The organism is Tardiphaga sp. GW821-FHT12E02, assembly GCF_058807155.1.
Window position 1 is genome coordinate 1638418 of the sequence record NZ_JBXAQK010000001.1, and the last position, 19328, is coordinate 1657745.

Genomic DNA, 19328 nt, shown 5'->3' on the forward strand with positions numbered 1-19328 from the left:
GGTTCGAGACGCGCGCAAGGGCGCGCTCCTCACCATGAGGGATTGAGCTGGCGATGAGTTTGTTGTGCGGTGGCAATGCGTTCACCTGTGAAACCCTGTCCGTTTTTGGCAAGGTGACGGCGATGACGCAAGGACCAAGCCGCGTGCCCCGATTCGGACGAATGAAATGACCACGCCGACCTTGCGCCAGCGGCTGGAGCCAACCCTCCGCAAGTTCATCCATCTGTATTTCCGCTTTGCCCGCGGTATGACGCTCGGCGTGCGCGCGGTGGTTGTCGATGCCGATAAACGCGTGTTCCTGGTCCGGCACACTTATGTCACCGGCTGGTATCTGCCCGGCGGCGGCGTCGAGGTCGGCCAGACCTTTCGCGAAGCGCTGGAGATGGAGCTGCGCGAGGAGGGGCGGATCGAGGTTACCGGCGAGCCGGTGCTGCATGGCGCGTTCCTCAACAGCCATGTCTCGATCCGCGATCATGTGGTGGTCTATATCGTCCGTAGTTTCCATCAGGACCGCCCTCCGGAGCCGAATAGCGAGATCGCCGAAACCGGCTTCTTCGCGCTGGATGCGCTGCCGCCGGACACCACCGAGGGAACGCGCCAGCGGCTGGCGGAAATCTTCGACGGCCAGCCCGTGATCCCGACCTGGCGGGTCAAGGCGTGATCAGCCGGGTCATGGACCGCGCCGCCGCCAGATGCTATCCCGCGGGCCGACATGAGTGACCTCGACCTGATCATCGCGGCGGAAACCGCCAATGACGCCCAGCCGATCGAACGCCTGGTAGCCCGCACCTTCGGCCCCGGCCGTTTCGTGCTGTCCGCCTATCGCCTGCGCGAACATGTGAGCCATCTGCTCGATCTGTCCTTCACGGCGCGCATCGGCACGCTGCTGGTGGGGTCGATCCGGCAATTGCCGATCTGCGTCGGCGATACGCCAGCCTTGCTGCTCGGCCCGTTGACGGTCGAGCCACCCTTCCGCAGCCGCGGCGTTGGCCGCAAGCTGCTGGACCGCGCCATCAACGACGCGCGGGCCAAGGGGCACAAGCTGATCGTGCTGGTCGGCGACGAGCCCTATTACAGCCGCGTCGGCTTCAAGGCGATCCCGAAGGGCAATGTGACCATGCCCGGTCCGGTGGACCAGAAGCGTCTGCTGGTGCTTGAACTGGTCGATGGCGCCGCGGAAGGACTTGCGGGCGCTGTGCGTCCGGACTGGAACGCAGCGAAGTAACATCTCGCTCTCACTGTCATCGCCCGGCTTGACCGGGCGATCCAGTAATCGGTGAGAGTGATGTCTATCACTAGCTTATGCGTCTACTGGGTTACCCGCTTTCGCGGGTAACGACAGTAGAGCGTGTCGCCTTAGAACTTCACCGTCGCAAACGCCCGTACATTCAGCCCCGGCTGCAGCACGTTGTCCTTGTTGTAGGACACCGAGTAACGGATGTTCTCGTTCAGCAGGTTGTTGCCGACGAGGCCCACCGTCATTTCCTTCGCACCATAGATGCGCGGATCCAGCAGCGTCTTGTAGCTGACTTCGGCCTTCAGCAGGTTGTAGCCATTGGTCGGCGTCTCCGCGACATCGGAGATGTCGTTCTGCGCAAACGCATGCAGCATGTTGATGCGGGCGAACCAGTTCACGTCGCGCCAGAACAGGCCGCCACCCGCGCGCACCGGCGGGATGCGCGGCACATTGCTGCCATCGGCAAAGGTGGCACGCACCACATCGGCCTGGCCCTCGACACCGAAGGTGCCGCTGCCGAGTTGCGTCACATCGATCTGGGTCTGGAATTCGCCGCCGCGGAAGGTGGCGTCACGCTGGGTATAGATCGCCTGGTTCAGCTCCATGCCGGCGCCGATCATGCAGGCACCGCCTTCGCAGGTGTTGCCAGTGAGGTGGCGATAGATGAAGCCCTGATACTGCGTGTAGTAGCCGGTGAGTTCGAATCGCACCGGCCCTGCAGCGCGGCGCAGGCCCACTTCCACCGACTTCGCCGTCTCGATGCCGAGATTCGGATTGCCGATATCGAACGTCCCGGTGGCATCATGGCCACCGCGTGAAAACAGTTCGGCCGGCTTCGGTGCGCGCTCGGTATATTGCGCCGTCACGCTGGCCGAGAGGCCGCCCCATGGCAGGTCCTGGATCAGGCCGATGCTGCCGCTCTTCGGCGTGAAGGACTTGTTGATGCCGATCGCCGGACCGATCGAAGTCGGATCGGCATCGGTGTCGAATTCGTTGGGGATGAAGCTCGGTGCCGAGCCCGACAGCTCCACATGCTCGACGCGGCCGGCGATCTGTGCGCGCGTCCAGTCCGTGAACTTCAGCTCGTTGAACACATAACCCGCGACCTTGGTATTCCGGTTTGGATCGAACAGGCCATTGGTCGGGCTGCCGATGCCTTCGGGGCTTGGCGCGGTCAGCTCCTGGTGGCTCGCCTGAATACCAAAGGCGGTGGTGACAGCCGCGAAGCCGGCATTGAAGGGCATCATCTGCACTTCGACGCGGCCTTCCTGCTCCTTGTTGGTGAAGGTCTGGTGCACATGCGGCGCGCCTCCGCCACCTTCCTCCAGGCCGATTTCGTCATGCTTGTAGTCGGTCGCGCCGGCCCAGAAACGTATCGCTTCGATCGCTGCGGCATCCGGGCGATATTCACCCTTCATCGTGACCTTGGTCTGCTCGCCGACGATGCGCGTCTGCTGCTGCGCGCCTTCGACGCCGGGAATGCCGTAATTGGCCCGGTTATGCGTGATCGCTGCGCCGACATAGCCGCCATCGAAGAAATACGAGCCGCCGAGCGATGCACCGCCGCTCTGCGCCGCGGTGTTGTTTTGTCGGCCGTTGAAGGCGATGCCGGGCTCGGCATAGGGATAGGACGGCACATTGTAGTCGCCGACCTTGTTGCCATAGACGTCGGCATGCATGGCGAAATTGCCGCCGCCGGCATCCAGCAGGATGCCGCCATCGACACCGCGCGATGCTGAATTGATCGAGGTGCGGACTTCGGCATTCATGCAGCCCGGTGCTGCGAGACCGGCGGCAGGCGCCTTGGCGGGCAGGCCGTAGCTCATGAAGGGGGCTGCGACGGCGCAATTCGGCAGCGCGTCGGGAATGCGGTTGTTGGAGGCCGAGACCACGCCGCCGATGGACTGCGAACCGTAGCGCAGCGTTGCCGGGCCGCGGATCACCTCGACCTGATTGGCGGCGAAGGGATCGACCGGGACGAAGTGATCTTCGCCGAGATCGGATGCACCGCTGCTCGAGATGCCATTCTCGACGATGCCGACGCGATTGACGTCGAGGCCGCGAATGATCGGCCGGCTCGCCGAGCCGGGCGCATAGCCCGAGGTGGCGATGCCGGGCTTGTTGGCGAGGAGATCGCCGAGCGACGTGGCGCCGGAGCGGCGGATCTCGTCATTCGGCACCACGGTGACGGTGGCGAACTGGTCGGTGACGATGGGCAGCACGCCCTGCGGCGGCGCGCTCGCGGCGACGGGCTCCGCTTCCACCGGCACTTGCGCGCGGTTCGGCGCGGTGCGGGTCACATGGGTGTGGCCCTGCGGATGCGCGACCGGTTTGCGGCGCACGATCGGGCTCGGCGCGGTGACTTCCACGGCGGGGAGCTGCGTCTGCGCATGCGCGAAAGTGGGGAGGCTGCTGCATCCGATGACGGCGGTGGAGCCGAGCAGGAGAGCGCGCGTGAAGGAGATGGGCATGGGTTGGTCCTGACTTCACCGGCCGCGCATGGTTGCGCTGGAGCCGATGATCGCGGTGATGCGAAATTCACGTGGGTGGTGCCGAACGGACGGAATCCGGGCGGCGTTGGTCACAGGTGAAGTCAGATGCTTGGCGGTCCGCGTGGCTGCGGGGCGCCGCTGATGGATTCGAGATGGTTGAACTCGGCCTTGATGGCCGCGTAGGCGATGTCCGTGGCGCCCGGCAGCAGCAGGATCGGCGGTGCTGAGAACAACGCCGTGCCGGCCATCGCCATGACCGCGCAGATATCGCAGGGCACGCCGACGCGATGCTGCTGGTGGTGATCAATGTCCGGCGTCGATGGCGCCTGAATCTGCGTGATCGTCGACGCACCAATGGGCGCCGCATGGATGTCATCGAGATGGATGTGGCCGAGCGACAGGACGATCTGCACCGCCAGCGCGAACAGCGCCAGCTTTGCTCCATTCCTGATATGATCGCGAAACCACTTCATGCCCAAAGGCGCCCCGACAGCGGATGGCGGAGAGGTCAGCCAATACCGATGTTATAATGTAACATCGCGCGGTGAGGGGCGGAGTGTCAACGGGCGGAGGTGGGCTGGGTGTGGAAGGCTGTCGCGCTGTGGGATTTGCGCAACGTTCCGAGAGACCACCACACATTCGACCCTCATCCTGAGGAGCCGCGCAGCGGCGTCTCGAAGGATGGCGGCGAAGCTCAAGAGCCAGGCCATCTCATGGTTCGAGACGCGCGCAAGGGCGCGCTCCTCACCATGAGGAGTGGAGCGTGGTGCTTACCTGCTCTCCCTTAGCCACGTTGCGGCGAACGCGCCCAGCAGCAGCAACAGCCCGATCAGTCCGGCAAACATCGGCAGCACGCCCACGCCGCGCACCACGCTGGCGTCGCGCATGTGGACGCCCATCCAGCCATCGCCGCGGAATGTCGCACCGGATCGCACCGGCACCACGCGCGGCATGTCGAGGCCCGCGCCGTCGTTCAGCCGCCGTGCATCGCCACCGCTCGCCTGCGCCAGCGGGCGCAGCATCTCGGTGGTCGAGGTCACTTCCGAAAACTCCTTCGGATTGACCGGGCCGACATTGATCAGCGCCTTCAGCGTACCATCGCTGGCCTGCCAGAGGCCGAGTTCGTCTGCCGGCGTGGTCGCGCGCCACTGGCCGGGCTCGCCCGCGCTCAGCGTGAGCTCCCGCGTCTTGCCGGATGGGGAGGTGACGGTGACCGGCGCTACGGTGTCGCCCATGGTCTGGCGCAGCACCACCAGATCCTTGTTCGCGGTCTGCAGCTTCAGCGCTTCCTCTTCGAGATCCGGTTGCTTCATCAGCCAGTGCGACATCCGCCGGAGCAGATCGAGATGCGGCCCGCCGCCTTCATAGCCGCGCGCCCATAGCCAGATGTGATCCGACAGCAGCAGCGCCACGCGGCCTTCGCCGGAGCGCGACAGCAGCAGCAGCGGCTTGCCATCGGCCCCGGTCATCACCGGTGGCGTCGTGGTGTTACGTGTCTCGACCGTGCGGAAGAAGCGGCTCCACTTCGGTGGCTCGGAATTGGCGCCTTCGAGGCCGCGGGTCACCGGATGGCGTTTGCCGACATCCGAGAGATGCGCATAGAACGGTTTTTCGCTGACCCCTACCGGTTCGGCGGGCAGCACCGAATCCAGCGGCGTGCGCCAGATCGAGGTGCTCGACGCATAATCCGGTCCGGCCGAGACCAGCACCGCGCCACCATTCCTGACATAGCGCGCGATATTGTCGAAATAGGCGATCGGCAGCACGCCCTGGCGGGCATAGCGATCGAAAATAATCAGCTGGAATTCGTGGATCTTCTGCTGGAACAGTTCACGGGTCGGGAAGGCGATCAGCGAGAGTTCGTTGATCGGCGTGCCGTCCTGCTTCTCCGGCGGGCGCAGAATGGTGAAGTGCACGAGATCGATGGAGGCATCGGACTTCAGCAGGTTGCGCCAGGTGCGTTCGCCGGAATGCGGCTCGCCGGAGACCAGCAGCACGCGCAGTTTGTCGCGCACGCCATCGATGGCCACCACGGCGCGGTTGTTGACGAGGGTGAGTTCGTTGTCGATGGGCGAGGCCTCGATCTCGACGATGTTCGGGCCGGCATGTTTGATATCGACATCGACGGTCACGGTCTGGCCGGACACCATCTGGCGTTCGCCGATGGTGTCGCCATCGCGGCGGATGACCACGCGGGCGCGCTCATTGCTGACGCCCTGGTCATCGAGCCGGAAGGTGACCTTCTGCGACTGGCCGACAATGCCGAAGCGCGGCGCCGCGGTGATGGCAATGCGGCGGTCGCGCTCGTCCTTGCGGCCGGTGATCAGCGCATGCAGGGGCGCATTGAAGCCGAGGCCGGCGAGATTGGCGGGAATGTCATGCACCCGGCCGTCGGTGATCAGGAACGCGCCGGCAACGCGATCGGTGGGCACGTCGGACAGCGCGGATGACAGCGCGCCAAACAGCTTTGTGCCATCGGTCTCGCCATCGGCCTGACCGGCCTCGACGGTGCGGACCTCGAGGCCCTTCACCTGCTTGAGGCGATCGACGAGCTGTTTCTGCGCCTCTTCGGTCTCTTTGGTCCGCTCGCCGAAGGACTGGCTCGGGCTCTTGTCGATCACGACAGCGGCGACGGAGGACAGCGGCTCGCGTTCCTCGCTGGTGAAGGAGGGATTGGCGAGCGCCAGCAGGATCAGCGCCAGCGCCGCGACACGGATGGCCGCACCGCGCGCACGGCCGAGCAGCAGCAAGGCCGCGATGACGACGATGGCCGCGAGGCCGATCCAGAGGACGAGCGTCGGGACGAGGGGCGTGAAGGCGATGCCGTATTGCATTTAGCGTCTTTCTCCATCGTCATTGCGAGGAGCGTAGCGACGAAGCAATCCAGAGGCCGCGGGCGAAGACTGGATTGCTTCGTCGCAAGATGCTCCTCGCAATGACGGCTGAGCAATTCGGTGCAACTTCATCATTGCCCCAGCCGCTCGATCAGCGCCGGAGCATGCACCTGATCCGCCTTGTAATTGCCGGTCAGCGTGTACATCACGATATTGACGCCGGCGCGGAAGGCGAATTCGCGCTGGCGGGGTTCGCCGGGGACCATCGGCAGCATCGGCTGGCCGTCCGGGCGCATTGCCCAGGCACCGGCAAAATCGTTCGAGGTGATGATGATCGGCGACACGCCATCACCGCCGCGGGCCGGACGCGACGCAGCTTCATCGGTGTCCTCGCGTGGCAGCGCCTCCACCCAGGTCGGGCCGGAATTGAAACGGCCGGGGAAATCGCTGAGCAGGAAGAACGTTTTTGTCAGCACATGCGCCGGCGGCACCGGCTCGAGTTCGGGCACGTCAAGCGACGACAGGATCGTGCGCAGCGTCTGCATGCCCGGCGTCTGCGACTCGCCATTCGGCCCGGCCGGCGCCTCGACGGCATCGCGGGTATCGAACAGTACGGTGCCGCCCTGCTTCATATAGGCATCGATACGGTTGAGAGCTTCCTGCGCTGGCTTCGGCGCACCGGGGATGATGGGCCAGTAGATCAGCGGGAAGAAGGAGAGTTCATCCTTCGCAGGATCGATGCCGATCGGCTCGCCGGCTTCCAGCGCGGTGCGCTGGGCGAGAAACAGCGTGAGGCCGGTGAGGCCGGATTTCACGATGCCATCCACATCGGCATTGCCGGTAATCACATAAGCCAGACGCGTCTGCGACACTGCCTTGACGGCGAAATCGTCGCTGGCCTGATCGGCGCGCAGCTGCGTCGGCATGCCGGTGACCGCACCCAGCGCGAGCGCCATGGCGAGCACGGTCGATACCGCACGGCGGCGGAACAGCGAGGCGATGGCGCCCCCGAGCAGTGCGACGATGATCGCATCGATCAGGAACAGGGCGAGCGCGGTGGAGAGCAGGATGCCACGCAGGTCGCGCGGCTCGGCATTGGTGTAGCTGGCGCGATTGGCCTTGAGGGCAGAGAAGTCCAGCGGTGCGATCCGATCTGCAGAAGCAAGGGCATTGACGGCGAGCGGGCCGTCGGCGGGGCCGTAGAGGCCGGGCGGATGTTCTGACGTCGCGCGGTCACGATAATCGGCCGACAGCGGCTTCGCCGTCGACGGCGGCGGGCCGAAGGCGCCAAAGCCATCGAGCGTGCGCAGTGGTGCGACCGTTTCAGTGCCGGTCTCGCCGGCGACACCGGCGCCGGGCGTGGACGTATAGCCTGAGATATCGACGACCCTGCGCAGCATCTCCACGAAGGTGCCAGACAAAGGCAGGTCCGACCAGCGCATATCGGCACTGACATGGAACAGCGAGACGAGGCCCTTGCCGCGGCGTTCGCCGGTGACCAGCGGCGTGCCGTCTTCCAGCGTCGCCCAGCTCTTCGAGGCCAACGCCGCATTCGGCTCGGCCAGCACCTGACGATTGACCGTGATGTCCTTCGGCACCGGCAGGCCGGCGAACGGACCATCGGCCGCGAAAGCCGAGAGATGCTGCGGCTTCTCCCAGGTCAGCGAGCCGCCGAGATTGCGGTCACCGCGGCGAAGCTTCACTGGCACCAGATCGTCTTCGGCCTGCGCGAGGCGCGGGCCGGCAAAACGCACCAGCACGCCGCCATTGTCGATCCAGGCATTGAGGCGTTCGCGGATTTCCGGCGACAGCGTGCCGACATCGGCGAGCACGATCATCGGCAGTTTCTGGTCGAGGAACTGCGTGATCGCCTGCTGCGGTGCGCCGCGGTCGCCCTGGCGCACATCGGCGAAGGGGGCGAGCGCGCGGGTGAGATAGAAGGTCGAGGCCAGCAGCGGCTGTGCGGTGTCGGCGGTGGTTCCCGAGACGATGCCGATGGCGCGGCGGCGCCAGCGCTTGTCGAGCAATTGCACGGCGCCGGCGGAACGTTCCCCGGAAATTTCGAGCCGGGCAATGTCGTTGCGCAGTTCGACGGGGAGCTCGAAGGACGCGTCCGTCTCGCGATCGTTCGGCGTGAACAGGAACTTTGCTTCGCCAACCGGCGAGCCCTTGGCATCGAGGCCGCGCACGATGCCTGCATCAGGACCGCCAGCGCTGGCGCGCAGCACTTTGACAGTCATCTTGGCTGCAGCGTTTTCCGCAGCAACGAGCGCATGCGCGGGTGCCGCGCCGCCGTCATAGATGGTCAGCGTGCGGTCGCCGATGGTCCTGGTGAGGCCTTGCGTGAAATCGCTGCCGCGGCCGGTATCGACGCCATCGGACAGCCAGACGATCTCGCTGTCGCCGGTGGCGCGCAGGAAGCGCTCCAGCACCGGCAGCGCATCGACGCGGTCGATGGAATAGGGTTTTGGCGCGAGCTGGCGCAGCGCCACGCGCGCCGTACCACCCGGCAAAATGGTGATGTCGCGCGCCGGCTCCGACAGCGGCACGAGGGCGACGCCGCGGCGGTTGTTGTCGGCATTGGCGATGAGTTCATCGGCGGCGCGCACGCGGGCGTCCCAGCTTGCAGCGGCGGACCAGCCGTCATCGAGCAGGATGGTGAGCGGTGCGGTGGAGGCGGTGGGACCGTTCTGCGGATTCCAGATCGGGCCGGCCGCGGCGAAAATGATCAGCGCGGCGGCGAGCAGACGCAGCAGCGTCAGCCACCAGGGTGAGCGCGACGGCGTTTCTTCCTTGGGCGTGATGTCGAACAGCAGCCGTGTTGGCGGGAAGGCGATGCGCTGCGGGCGCGGCGGCGTCACGCGCAGCAGATACCACAGCACCGGCAGGCTGATCAGGCCGAGCAGCATCAAGGGCTGGGCGAATGCGAGCGGGAAGCCACCGATCATGCCGAGCGCCCCACCTTGACCATGCTGCCGCCTGCCGCGCGATTGACCGCCATGCCTGCATGCAGGAACAGCAGCAATTCGGCAGCGGAACGATCCGTCGTATGCGTCGAGAACAACCAGCCGAGCTTGCCGGTTTCGCTGCGGATTTCATCGCGATGCGCGGCGACGCGCGCGACGTAATCCTCGGCCCACATCTGCGCACGGCCGGCCGTGATCACGTTGCCGCTTTCCGGCTCGACGAATTCGACGCGGCCGGAATAAGGGAAGGTTTCTTCCGCGGGATCGACGATCTGCACGACGGTGCCATGGGCACCTGCAGACGACAGACCCGCCAGCATCGTCTTGATCTCTGACATCGGCGACCAGAAATCGCCGAGCACCACGACTTCTGACAGTGCCGACGGCACGAAGGTCGGCGGCAGGCTGTCACGGCCTGTCGTGTCATGCAGCATCGCCTGCGCCATCTTGTCGATGACACTGCGGCTGGAGGTCGGATTCATCAGGCCGGGCACGCCGACGCGTTCGCCGCCGGAGACCAGTAGTTCTGCCAGAGCAAAGGTGACGATCAGCGCGCGTTCAAGCTTCGAGTCACGCGCACCCTTCGAGGCAAACGCCATCGACAGCGAGCGATCCGGCCACAGCCAGATCGTATGCGCTGCTTCCCATTCCTGCTCGCGCACATAGAGATGATCGTCACGCGCGGAACGGCGCCAGTCCACATTCTGCGACGGTTCGCCGGAGACGAAGCGCCGATACTGCCAGAAGCTTTCGCCATGCCCCGCGCGGCGACGGCCATGCAAACCGTGGATCACGGTCGCTGCAATGCGCCGCGCTTCCAGCACCAGACGCGGAAGTGACGCGGCGAGCGAACGGCTTTCGCCATCGGCGCGGCGGACTGCGGTGATCTCTTGTGTGGCGTGGTCCGGCGCTGCGGCCATCAACCAATCCGTGACTTGAGCTGGGCGATCACATCGGCAACGGTGCGGCCTTCGGCGCGCGCGGAGAAGGTCAGCGCCATACGATGCTTCAGGATCGGTTCGGCGAGGTCGAGCACGTCATCGATGGACGGCGCGAGGCGGCCATCGAGCAGCGCGCGCGCACGCACCGCCAGCATCAGCGATTGCGAGGCGCGCGGACCGGGACCCCAGGCGATGAGTTTGGATGCATCGCCGGCATCGGGGCCGGGACGCGCCGAGCGCACCAAGGTGAGGATCGCTTCGACCACGCTGTCACCCACCGGCAAACGGCGTACCAGACGCTGCGCGGTGAGCAGCGTCTCCACATTCACTGCGGCCTTGGCGATGGTTTCCTCGGCGCCGGTGGTTTCGAACAGGATGCGGCGCTCCGCATCGCGATCGGGGTAATCGACGTCGATTTCCATCAGGAAACGGTCGAGCTGCGCTTCCGGCAGCGGATAGGTGCCTTCCTGCTCCAGCGGATTCTGCGTGGCCAGCACGTGGAACGGCTTCGGCAGATCATGCCGCGCGCCGGCGACGGTGATGTGCTGTTCCTGCATCGCCTGCAGCAATGCGGACTGCGTGCGAGGGCTCGCGCGGTTGATTTCGTCGGCCATCAGGAGCTGGGCAAACACCGGACCCGAGATGAAGCGGAACGAACGCTTGCCGGCGACGCTCTCGTCCAGCACTTCGGCGCCGAGAATGTCGGATGGCATCAGGTCGGGCGTGAACTGGATGCGCTTGGCGTCGAGGCCGAGCGTGGTGCCGAGGGTTTCGACGAGCTTGGTCTTGGCAAGGCCAGGGACGCCGATCAGCAGCGCATGGCCGCCGGACAGGATGGTCACCAGTGTGTTTTCCACCACGCGGTCCTGGCCGAAGATGACGGTCGCAATGGCTTCCTTGGCCGCGCGCATCTGGCCGGCCACCTGTTCCGCGGAGCGAACGATCACGTCTTCGAGTTTCTCGACACTGTCGGCGGCCATCAACTGCTCCTTCGGGTGAAACCGGATCGTCTCATTATTCCACGAACCTGATGCTAGACTTTAGCGAAGGCCATGTATTTGTTGAATTAAACTATCCCCACAATATCCGGATGCCGCTATGAACCGCATCACGTTGTGGCGAGTTGGAAATACGTGTTGCACGTTTCAAGACGTGCATAGGTCGTGCCAGAATGCTGGTGGTAAAGTCAGGGCAAACAATGGCGAAGCAAGGGCAGCAAACGGCGCAGGGACTGGATGGTTTGGCCGCCGCGGCAAAGGATGGCGCCAAAGAAGGCAAGGGTTTGCCGCCCGTCCACCTGTGGAATCCGGATTTCTGCGGCGATCTCGACATGCGAATCGCTTCGGACGGTACGTGGTTCTATTTGGGCACCCCGATCGGCCGGCCCGCGCTGGTGCGCTTGTTCTCCACGATTCTGAAGCGGGAAGACGGCAAATACTTTCTTGTCACGCCGGTGGAGAAAGTCGGCATCACCGTGGACGACGCGCCGTTTCTCGCCGTCGAGATGCAGAAGGAGCAGGATGGGTCCGGCATCGTGCTCAAATTCCGCACCAATGTGGATGACTGGGTCACCTGCGACGCCGATCACAAGCTGCGTTTCGAGCAAGCCGAGGATGGCGGTCTCACGCCCTATCTCCATGTGCGCGCCGATCTGTGGGCCAAGGTGACGCGGGCGATCTATTACGATCTTGTTGACATGGGCGAGGAGCGGATGGTCGATGGCGCCGACATGTTCGGCATCGCCTCGTCTGGCGCGTTTTTTGCGATGGCGGATGCCGAGCAAGTCAGGCAAGCTACGTAAGATTGTATTCGAGAGGCGGGATTGACGAATTCGATGCTGAAGACGGAAGCGCCCGCCGGCGTGGACTCGGCTGTGATGGATTCCGCCGAGTTCTTTGCGCGCGCCAAAGCGCGGCTGTCATTTGATGTGCCACCCGGGCTCAACGACGCCGCGATCATCCCGACCACCGGCGATGCCGGCAATGATCGCATGATTCAGATCGTGGCCCAGGAGCGGCCGATTCGCCCCGCGGCTGTGTTGATCGGCATCGTCGAGCACGAGCAGCCGACGGTGCTGCTCACCCAACGCTCCGCCCATCTCAATGATCATGCCGGCCAGATCTCGTTTCCCGGCGGCAAGATCGATCCCGGCGATGCCTCCCCGCTCGATGCAGCGCTTCGCGAGGCGGAAGAGGAAGTCGGGCTCGATCGCTCGTTCGTCGATCCCATCGGCTATCTCGATCTCTATGCCACCGGCTTCGGCTTTCGCATTCTGCCGACGGTGGCCCGGGTGAAGCCGGGCTTCAACCTCACCATCAATGAGAACGAAGTGGAGAGCGCCTTCGAGGTGCCGCTGTCCTTCCTGATGAACCCGACCAATCATCAGCTGCACAGCAAGGATTTCCGCGGCATCGAGCGGAGCTATTACGCGATGCCGTTCGCCGAGCGTTACATCTGGGGTGCCACAGCCGGCATCCTGCGCGTGCTGTATGAGCGGATCGTGCAGAAATGATCCGCCCCGTTCTCACCGAAGTCGGCATCTTCCTGATTCCGTTCGTCATCTATGCGCTGTTCCTGCTGGCGACATCGAAGGGCGTGACGGAATCGACATCATGGCCGGCGCGCGTGGTGCTCAAGCTGCTGATATCGGCCTTCCTGCTGGTGATCGTCTCCTTCATCCTGCTGTCCCATTTTTCCGGTGCCGCGCCGAGCGCGACCTATACGCCGGCGCATATGGAGAACGGCAGGCTCGTGCCGGGGCAGAATAAATGAACTCCCGGCGGGTCATCGACGCGCCGTGGCTGACCTCGGGGCCGGCGGGGCGTGTGCTGGCACTGCTCAATGGCGATGGCGAAGAAGCCCGTGCCGTCGGCGGCGCCGTGCGCAATGCGTTGATGGGCCTCGACGTCGGCGAGATCGATATCGCCACCACAGCTGTGCCCGATGAAGTCGTCCGTCGTGCCAGGGTCGCCGGCATCAAGAGTGTGCCGACGGGCATCGAGCACGGCACGGTGACGCTGGTGGTCGAAGGCACGCCTGTCGAAGTCACCACCTTGCGCGAGGATGTCGAAACGTTTGGCCGCAAGGCCAAAGTCATGTTCGGTCGCGACTGGCAGCGCGATGCCGAGCGGCGCGATTTCACGATGAACGGCCTGTCGGCCTCCATCGATGGCGTGGTGCATGATCATGTCGGCGGCATCGCCGATGTCGATGCGAAGCGCGTGCGTTTCATCGGCGATCCCGACCGGCGTATCGCCGAGGACTATCTGCGCATCCTGCGCTTCTTCCGCATTCATGCCGCCTATGGTGCCGGCGCACCGGACCGTGAGGGATATCTCGCATCGATCCGCGGTCGCGACGGCATGGCCGGTCTCTCCGCCGAACGTATCCGGATGGAGTTGCTGAAACTGCTGGTCGCGCCCGGCGCCGGAGCCGCGGCCGAAGCGATGATCGATGCCGGCCTGATGCTGCGCATTTGCGGCGGCGTCACTTATCTCGGGCCGTTCAGGAAGATGATCGGCATCGAGCAGGAGCTGGCGCTCGCCCCCGATGCCATGCTGCGCCTCGGCGCGCTCGCCGTTGCCGTGACGGAAGATGCAAAACGGCTGATGCAGCGCCTGCGCCTCACCAATGAGGAGAACAAGGCGCTGGATTCCATGGGCCATCGCTGGTGGCGGCTCAAGGGCATGAATGAGGCGCGCGCGAAACAACGTTTGTATCGCCTGGGCGCAGCGCGCTATCGCAATCGCATGCTGCTGGCCTGGGCGCGCGATGGCGGAAGCGGCGATGGCGCCGAATGGAAGCAGCTCATCGCATTGCCCGAGCGCTGGACACCGCCGGTGTTTCCGCTCAAGGCCGCGGATTTCATCGCCCGCGGCATCGCCAAGGGGCCGGGCCTCGGCCATGTGCTGGCGCTGGCAGAAGATGCGTGGATGGCCAATGACTTCCCGATGGAAGTCGATGTCATCACGGTGATCGCAGATCAAACGATCGCGCGGTTCAAGCACGATCATCGCTTGTGAAAGTGTAGGGCGGATGAGGCGAAGCCGTCATCCGCCGGCCGATGATGTGTGGCGAAGAACGGCGGATGACGCTTCGCTCATCCGCCCTACGATCGCGGCGAATCAGGCCGCTTTCTCTTCTTCGTCGTCTTCCTCGTCCTCATCATGCGGGATGACGAGCGCGATTTCGAGCACGGCGCGGGGCAGCGTCTCGCGGAACAGATCGCCTTCCTCGCCCAGCCACACGCATTCGATATCGTTGCCGTCGACATCGGCAACGGTGAGCGGCATGCCGCCCGACTTCAGCATCACGACGTCGCCTGCTTTGAATTCCATGACCTGCTCCTGAAATGAGTTGAACGCGCAAAGCCTAGGCGCGCGCCATGACAGTTCGAACGCGGGCGGATGACGGCTTGTTATTTTCGCTGGAGAAGTGTCGCGAGTTCCGCCGATAGGCCGGTGCTCTCCAGCGCCGGCGGTGGCTTAGTGCCATCGCGCCGTCGCTTGGCAGCGGCGATCACGGCATGCGTGCCGGTGGCGACCGAACAGAGCACGGGCACCGGCACGTCAGGCTGGATACGCTCGGCGAGCCCGGCCAGCGCCGCGCCGCCGAGGATCGCGACCTCGGCACCATCCTCCGTCGCACAAGCGGTGCAAGCTTTTGCCAGCGAAGCGAGCGCCGCATCCGGATCGGTTGCGATCTCGCCGCCGGTGGGGGCGATGGTGCGGACGCCGGTGAGCCTGTCGCCGAGGCCGATGCTGGCGACGAATTCCGTCAGCATCGGCCCCCACAATGCGCCGCCGGTGACGATGGCAAAGCGGCCTAGTTTGGCTGCCTCGCTACAGGATGCCTCGGCCATGCCGATCACGGGGACATCGGCCACTTCGCGCAGCGCCGTCAGGCCGGGATCGCCGAAACAGGCGAGATAGACGGCATCGCATCCGGCGCCATGCATCGCATAGGCATCGAGCGCTGCATGCGCCGCGATTGCCGCGGACGCGCGGGTCGAAATGTAACGGGCGCCAAATCGCCCAGTGACGGGGATGAAGGTCGCAGCGTCACCCGCGATTCCGCCGACATGCTGTGCGACCAGCGCGGTGACGCTGTCGGTGGTGTTGGGATTGATCAGCAGAATACGCATGATCGTATCCAATCATCCTGCGCGTCAGAATGCCAGCGCGCGCTATTGACCCCGCAACCGTGCAAGTTCGGGCAGCACGCGGTAGCGCGCGATCTCGTAAGGAAATTCACCGCGATTGGCGAGAACGACAATCCCCATCCGCTGCCGCGGCATCAGGCCGACATAGGCCGTCGCATTGTTCAGCCCGCCGGGCTTATCCACCACCTCGATGCCGCCCCGGTGCACATTCTCCCAGGCAGTGGCCTGGCCGAAATCGCCGCTCACGCGAAACACCTCGCGCTGGGTCATCTTCAGTGCCTCGCGCAATTGCCGATCAACGACATGGTCGTCGAGGCTGGCAGCAAGGAAGATACCGAGATCCTTCGGCGAGGAGAACATCTGCCCGGTGCCGGGGAAGTCGTAATAACCCTGCTGGGTGCCGGGACGACCGATGGTCGAGCCGTCGTCGTCATAGCCCTGGACTACGCGCGCCAGAACCGCCGGCGCCAGCAAGGCCTGATGGTCAGGCCCACGCTCGGGCAAAAATGTCTCCGTCATGCCGAGCGGCTTCAACACGCGCGCGGAGATCAGCTCGCCGATCGGACGGCCGTAGCGGCGTTCCAGCACCAGTTGCAGCAATACATAGCCGGCATGCGTATAGACGCGCTGCTTGCCAGGCTCTTCGCCGGCCTTCGGCGTCCAGCTGTTCAAGGTCTCGAAGAAGCGCGGCAGCGAATAGGTGTCCGTTGGCCAGGGTGGATGGTCGGTCGGCAGCAACAGCCCGGATGTATGGGTAGCAAGCTGGCCGATCGTGATGCGCCTCGCATAGTCGCCGGTCAGTTCGGGAATATATCTGCTCGCGGGATCGTCGAGGTTGAGCTCGCCACGGATCGCGCCGAGCGATATCAGCGTCGCCTCGAACAGTTTGCGCACTGACGCGAGATTGAACAGCGTGTCCGATGTGATCCGCCGCTGTGAGGCCTGGTCGGCAAAGCCATAGGTGAAGATCTGCGTGCCCCCGGCCGCATGGACGGCGACCGCGAGGCCACCGTGATCATGGACCTTAGATGCCAGCTCGGTGGTGACGATCCGTTCGATCTGTTTGTTGACCGCGCCATCAGCGGCGGCCGGTGATGGTCCGGTGGCGAATGCCAGATATGCCAGCATGCCGAGCAGGCGGAAAGGCCGGGACAATAATGCGTTCATTGTCACTCCATGATGCCCCCATGGTCACGACAACGCCGAACACTCGAATCCACATCTGCGACAAAGATGTGTCGAAAGGTCACGTTGGTGTGAGCCGTGCGACGCCGGTGCAAGGTTACACTTGGGGAAATGGCGGATCGGTCATGCTTCGGTTCCTTGCGTTAAGGCGCACGAGCCGATGCTGTGCTAAATGAGCGACTCGACATGCAATCCGCATCCTTGCCCCGGGCACCTCATGACCACACCAGCTGCAAAACCTCGTGCAACGCGCGCGCGAGTCAGCAACGTCGATCTGAAAAAACTCGATCCGTTCGATGATGCGCTGGCCCTGATGTATTTCGGATGGCGCGGCATGACGCGCGCGGCAGACGACTATCTCGCGACCATCGGCCTGTCGCGGGTGCATCACCGCATTCTCTTTACGGTGCTGCGGAGCGAGAATGTCACCATGTCGGATCTGCTGGCGATCCTGCAGATTTCGAAACAGGCGCTGCATCGGCCGATGAAGCAGCTGCAGGATATGGGCTACATGGCCGTCAAGCGCGATCCGGCGCGGCATCGTTTCAAGCTGCTCGAGCTCACGCCGGCCGGTCGCGCGATCGAGCGCACCGCCTCCGGCCTCGAACGCAAGATCATGGCGCGTGCCTTCAAGAAGGCGGGGGCTGGCAGCCAGGAGACCTGGTCCGCCGTGATGGCCGAAGCCGCGAGCGATTGAAGAATCTGTCAGGTCAATGATGTTGACTTGAATGGCTTGCTCTGCCATTTCCGTCTGACAAGGATGGTGAGGGATGGCGGAGACGAACATGACCAGTGCAACGGGTGACGCGGGCAGCGGCCTCAGGCTTGTGCAGCAGGCTTTCGCCGCCGGCGGTTTTGCGCGCGGCATCGGCCGCACGCTCGGCATCGCGGGCGAATCGGCCGAGCAGGGCAAAGTGGTGCTGGTCGCCTCGCCGAACGAGGATCACTACAATCCGCTCGGCACCGTCCATGGCGGATATGCCGCGACCATGCTGGACGGCGCGATCGCATTGGCCGTGCAGACGGCGCTGCCGGCCGGCACGCCCTATGCGACGGTGGATCTCAAGGTGACCTATATCCGCGCCATGACAGCGGCGTCAGGGCCGATCCGCGCGGAAGGACAGATCATTCACATCGGGCGCCGCATGGCTGCGACGGAAGCCACGCTCACCGACAAGGACGGCAAGCTCTGCGCGCATGCGACGGCGACATGCATCATCACGCCGAAGGAATAACAGCTTGGCTGCAGGGCGGATGAGCGTAGCGTCATCCGCTGGCCGAGCGTATGTGACGAAGAACGGCGGATGACGGCTTCGCCTCATCCGCCGTACGATTCCTCTGCTACGTCTTCGGCCCGAAATACACACAGCTCTCATTGCAGCTGTCGCGGAACACGCCGACACGGACCAGAGGTGCCTTGTCGGCAAGGCGGTCCCAGATGTAGCGCGACAGATTTTCCAGCGTCGGAATGCCGATCGCCTCGATCTTGTTCAGGAACTTGTGGTCCAGCGTCTTGCGGAGATCATCGAGGCCGCGGTCGAGCAGGCCGAAATCCACCACCATGCCGGTGACGGGATCGGGCTCGCCGCGGATCGTCACTTCCGCGCGGAAGGAATGGCCGTGGATTTCCAGGCTCGCTTCGCCGAGCGTCGTATAGTTCAGCGCATGCGCTGCCTCGAAGCGAAACGATTTCGTCAGTTCCCACATTATCGAATACCCAGTGTCTTATGCGTCTGCACGCTCAGCCGCCACTGCGGATGGCGCAAACAATAGTCCACCGCCTGCGCGGTATTGCTGATCGCATCCGGCCCGTCCATCGGCTGCAGCGAGAATCGCTCGAAGGCGAGTTGCTCGAACCTGTCCGGCATGGCGGTGGCCTGCGGATAGACCAGCTTCAATTCGTGGCCGGCGCGAATGACGAGATCGGCGCCGGCTTTCGGCGAGACGCAGATCCAGTCGATGCCCGCTGGCGGCGCCACGGTGCCGTTGGTTTCGACGCCGATCTCGAAGCCACGCTCATGCAAGGCGGCGACCAGCGCGTCGTTGACCTGCAGCAAAGGCTCGCCGCCGGTCAGCACCACATAGCGGTTGTCGTTCGGCCCCACCCATTGCGCCGCGATCGTATCGGCCAGTGCGGCGGCGGTGGCGTAACGGCCGCCCAGCGTGCCGTCCATGCCGACAAAATCGGTGTCGCAGAACTGGCAGGTGGCAGTGGCGCGGTCCTGTTCGCGCCCGGTCCAGAGATTGCAGCCGGTGAAGCGGCAGAACACGGAGGCGCGGCCCGCATGGGCGCCTTCGCCCTGCAGCGTCAGGAAAATCTCTTTGACCGCGTAACTCAATGATTTCGCTCTGCAAACGTCCCACAAGCCAAAGCGGCCGGGGATCGGTCTCGGTTCCATATGGGGTGAGCGCCGGCTCTTAGCACGCGCAGCGGTGGATGTCCCGGTCGATCACCAAGTTGTCAATTGCAGCACTGATGTGCGACCGACATTGCTCGATGAGATCACGTCAA

At 64.4% G+C, this 19328-nt stretch carries 19 protein-coding genes; 8 read left to right on the top strand and 11 right to left on the bottom strand.

The genetic code is table 11. The features are described from left to right. Positions 1–166: 166 nt before the first annotated feature. Complete coding sequence (locus tag AC1RQ5_RS07705) at positions 167–661, top strand: NUDIX domain-containing protein (protein ID WP_398481945.1); 495 nt, start codon at positions 167–169, stop codon at positions 659–661. 51 nt (positions 662–712) lie between these two features. Beyond that, positions 713–1225 (top strand): GNAT family N-acetyltransferase, encoded by a 513-nt coding sequence (locus AC1RQ5_RS07710; protein WP_493198030.1) that lies wholly within the window; start codon positions 713–715, stop codon positions 1223–1225. A gap of 131 nt (positions 1226–1356) precedes the next feature. Here AC1RQ5_RS07710 and AC1RQ5_RS07715 read toward each other — a convergent pair whose 3' ends face one another. The 6 genes from AC1RQ5_RS07715 to AC1RQ5_RS07740 all read right to left on the bottom strand — a co-directional run bounded on the left by AC1RQ5_RS07715 (position 1357) and on the right by AC1RQ5_RS07740 (position 11450). Then, positions 1357–3708 (bottom strand): TonB-dependent receptor, encoded by a 2352-nt coding sequence (locus AC1RQ5_RS07715; RefSeq protein ID WP_493198032.1) that lies wholly within the window; start codon positions 3706–3708, stop codon positions 1357–1359. Between the two features lie 122 nt (positions 3709–3830). Continuing rightward, positions 3831–4202, bottom strand: coding sequence for a DUF2946 domain-containing protein (locus tag AC1RQ5_RS07720; RefSeq protein WP_493198034.1), 372 nt, complete (start codon positions 4200–4202; stop codon positions 3831–3833). Between the two features lie 297 nt (positions 4203–4499). Further along, complete coding sequence (locus AC1RQ5_RS07725; protein ID WP_493198036.1) at positions 4500–6563, bottom strand: hypothetical protein; 2064 nt, start codon at positions 6561–6563, stop codon at positions 4500–4502. 131 nt (positions 6564–6694) lie between these two features. Beyond that, the gene (locus tag AC1RQ5_RS07730; protein WP_493203347.1) at positions 6695–9508 is read right to left on the bottom strand and encodes a DUF4159 domain-containing protein; all 2814 of its coding nucleotides are present in this window, start codon (positions 9506–9508) and stop codon (positions 6695–6697) included. Beyond that, complete coding sequence (locus AC1RQ5_RS07735; RefSeq protein WP_493198038.1) at positions 9508–10449, bottom strand: DUF58 domain-containing protein; 942 nt, start codon at positions 10447–10449, stop codon at positions 9508–9510. The genes AC1RQ5_RS07730 and AC1RQ5_RS07735 overlap by 1 nt, the downstream gene beginning before the upstream one ends. Continuing rightward, the gene (locus AC1RQ5_RS07740) at positions 10449–11450 is read right to left on the bottom strand and encodes an AAA family ATPase (RefSeq protein WP_398481957.1); all 1002 of its coding nucleotides are present in this window, start codon (positions 11448–11450) and stop codon (positions 10449–10451) included. Before AC1RQ5_RS07740 ends, AC1RQ5_RS07735 begins: the two co-directional genes overlap by 1 nt. 218 nt (positions 11451–11668) lie before the next feature. On the opposite strand from AC1RQ5_RS07740, the gene AC1RQ5_RS07745 reads away from it, so the two are divergent. The 4 genes from AC1RQ5_RS07745 to AC1RQ5_RS07760 all read left to right on the top strand — a co-directional run bounded on the left by AC1RQ5_RS07745 (position 11669) and on the right by AC1RQ5_RS07760 (position 14492). Beyond that, the gene (locus AC1RQ5_RS07745; RefSeq protein WP_493198040.1) at positions 11669–12271 is read left to right on the top strand and encodes a DUF1285 domain-containing protein; all 603 of its coding nucleotides are present in this window, start codon (positions 11669–11671) and stop codon (positions 12269–12271) included. 75 nt (positions 12272–12346) lie between these two features. Continuing rightward, a complete protein-coding gene (locus tag AC1RQ5_RS07750; RefSeq protein WP_398481991.1) occupies positions 12347–12982 on the top strand; it encodes a CoA pyrophosphatase in 636 nt (211 codons plus the stop codon). After that, positions 12979–13242: a DUF6111 family protein gene (locus AC1RQ5_RS07755; RefSeq protein WP_493198042.1), complete on the top strand. Its 264-nt coding sequence runs from the start codon at positions 12979–12981 to the stop codon at positions 13240–13242. The genes AC1RQ5_RS07750 and AC1RQ5_RS07755 overlap by 4 nt, the downstream gene beginning before the upstream one ends. Continuing rightward, positions 13239–14492 carry a CCA tRNA nucleotidyltransferase gene (locus AC1RQ5_RS07760; protein ID WP_493198044.1) on the top strand — a complete coding sequence of 418 codons (1254 nt, stop codon included), beginning with the start codon at positions 13239–13241 and terminating at the stop codon, positions 14490–14492. The genes AC1RQ5_RS07755 and AC1RQ5_RS07760 overlap by 4 nt, the downstream gene beginning before the upstream one ends. Before the next feature lie 102 nt (positions 14493–14594). Here the strand turns inward: AC1RQ5_RS07760 and AC1RQ5_RS07765 are convergent, their stop codons facing one another. The 3 genes from AC1RQ5_RS07765 to AC1RQ5_RS07775 all read right to left on the bottom strand — a co-directional run bounded on the left by AC1RQ5_RS07765 (position 14595) and on the right by AC1RQ5_RS07775 (position 16798). After that, entirely contained in the window at positions 14595–14807 is a 213-nt protein-coding gene (locus AC1RQ5_RS07765) for a YodC family protein (RefSeq protein WP_398481965.1), read from the bottom strand. A gap of 80 nt (positions 14808–14887) precedes the next feature. Beyond that, positions 14888–15613, bottom strand: a complete 726-nt coding sequence (locus AC1RQ5_RS07770) for an aspartate/glutamate racemase family protein (protein WP_493198046.1) — start codon at positions 15611–15613, stop codon at positions 14888–14890. A gap of 42 nt (positions 15614–15655) precedes the next feature. Further along, the gene (locus AC1RQ5_RS07775) at positions 15656–16798 is read right to left on the bottom strand and encodes a serine hydrolase (RefSeq protein WP_493198048.1); all 1143 of its coding nucleotides are present in this window, start codon (positions 16796–16798) and stop codon (positions 15656–15658) included. Positions 16799–17033: 235 nt separating this feature from the next. Between AC1RQ5_RS07775 and AC1RQ5_RS07780 the strand changes: the two genes are divergently transcribed. Both AC1RQ5_RS07780 and AC1RQ5_RS07785 read left to right on the top strand, forming a co-directional pair. Then, positions 17034–17513: a MarR family winged helix-turn-helix transcriptional regulator gene (locus tag AC1RQ5_RS07780; RefSeq protein WP_398481971.1), complete on the top strand. Its 480-nt coding sequence runs from the start codon at positions 17034–17036 to the stop codon at positions 17511–17513. Between the two features lie 88 nt (positions 17514–17601). Further along, positions 17602–18051 (top strand): PaaI family thioesterase, encoded by a 450-nt coding sequence (locus AC1RQ5_RS07785; RefSeq protein WP_493198051.1) that lies wholly within the window; start codon positions 17602–17604, stop codon positions 18049–18051. 106 nt (positions 18052–18157) lie between these two features. Here the strand turns inward: AC1RQ5_RS07785 and AC1RQ5_RS07790 are convergent, their stop codons facing one another. Together AC1RQ5_RS07790 and queE are read right to left on the bottom strand one after the other, a co-directional pair. Continuing rightward, positions 18158–18523: a 6-pyruvoyl trahydropterin synthase family protein gene (locus AC1RQ5_RS07790; RefSeq protein ID WP_398481976.1), complete on the bottom strand. Its 366-nt coding sequence runs from the start codon at positions 18521–18523 to the stop codon at positions 18158–18160. After that, complete coding sequence (queE, locus tag AC1RQ5_RS07795) at positions 18523–19155, bottom strand: 7-carboxy-7-deazaguanine synthase (RefSeq protein ID WP_493198053.1); 633 nt, start codon at positions 19153–19155, stop codon at positions 18523–18525. The genes AC1RQ5_RS07790 and queE overlap by 1 nt, the downstream gene beginning before the upstream one ends. Between the last annotated feature and the right edge of the window lie 173 nt (positions 19156–19328).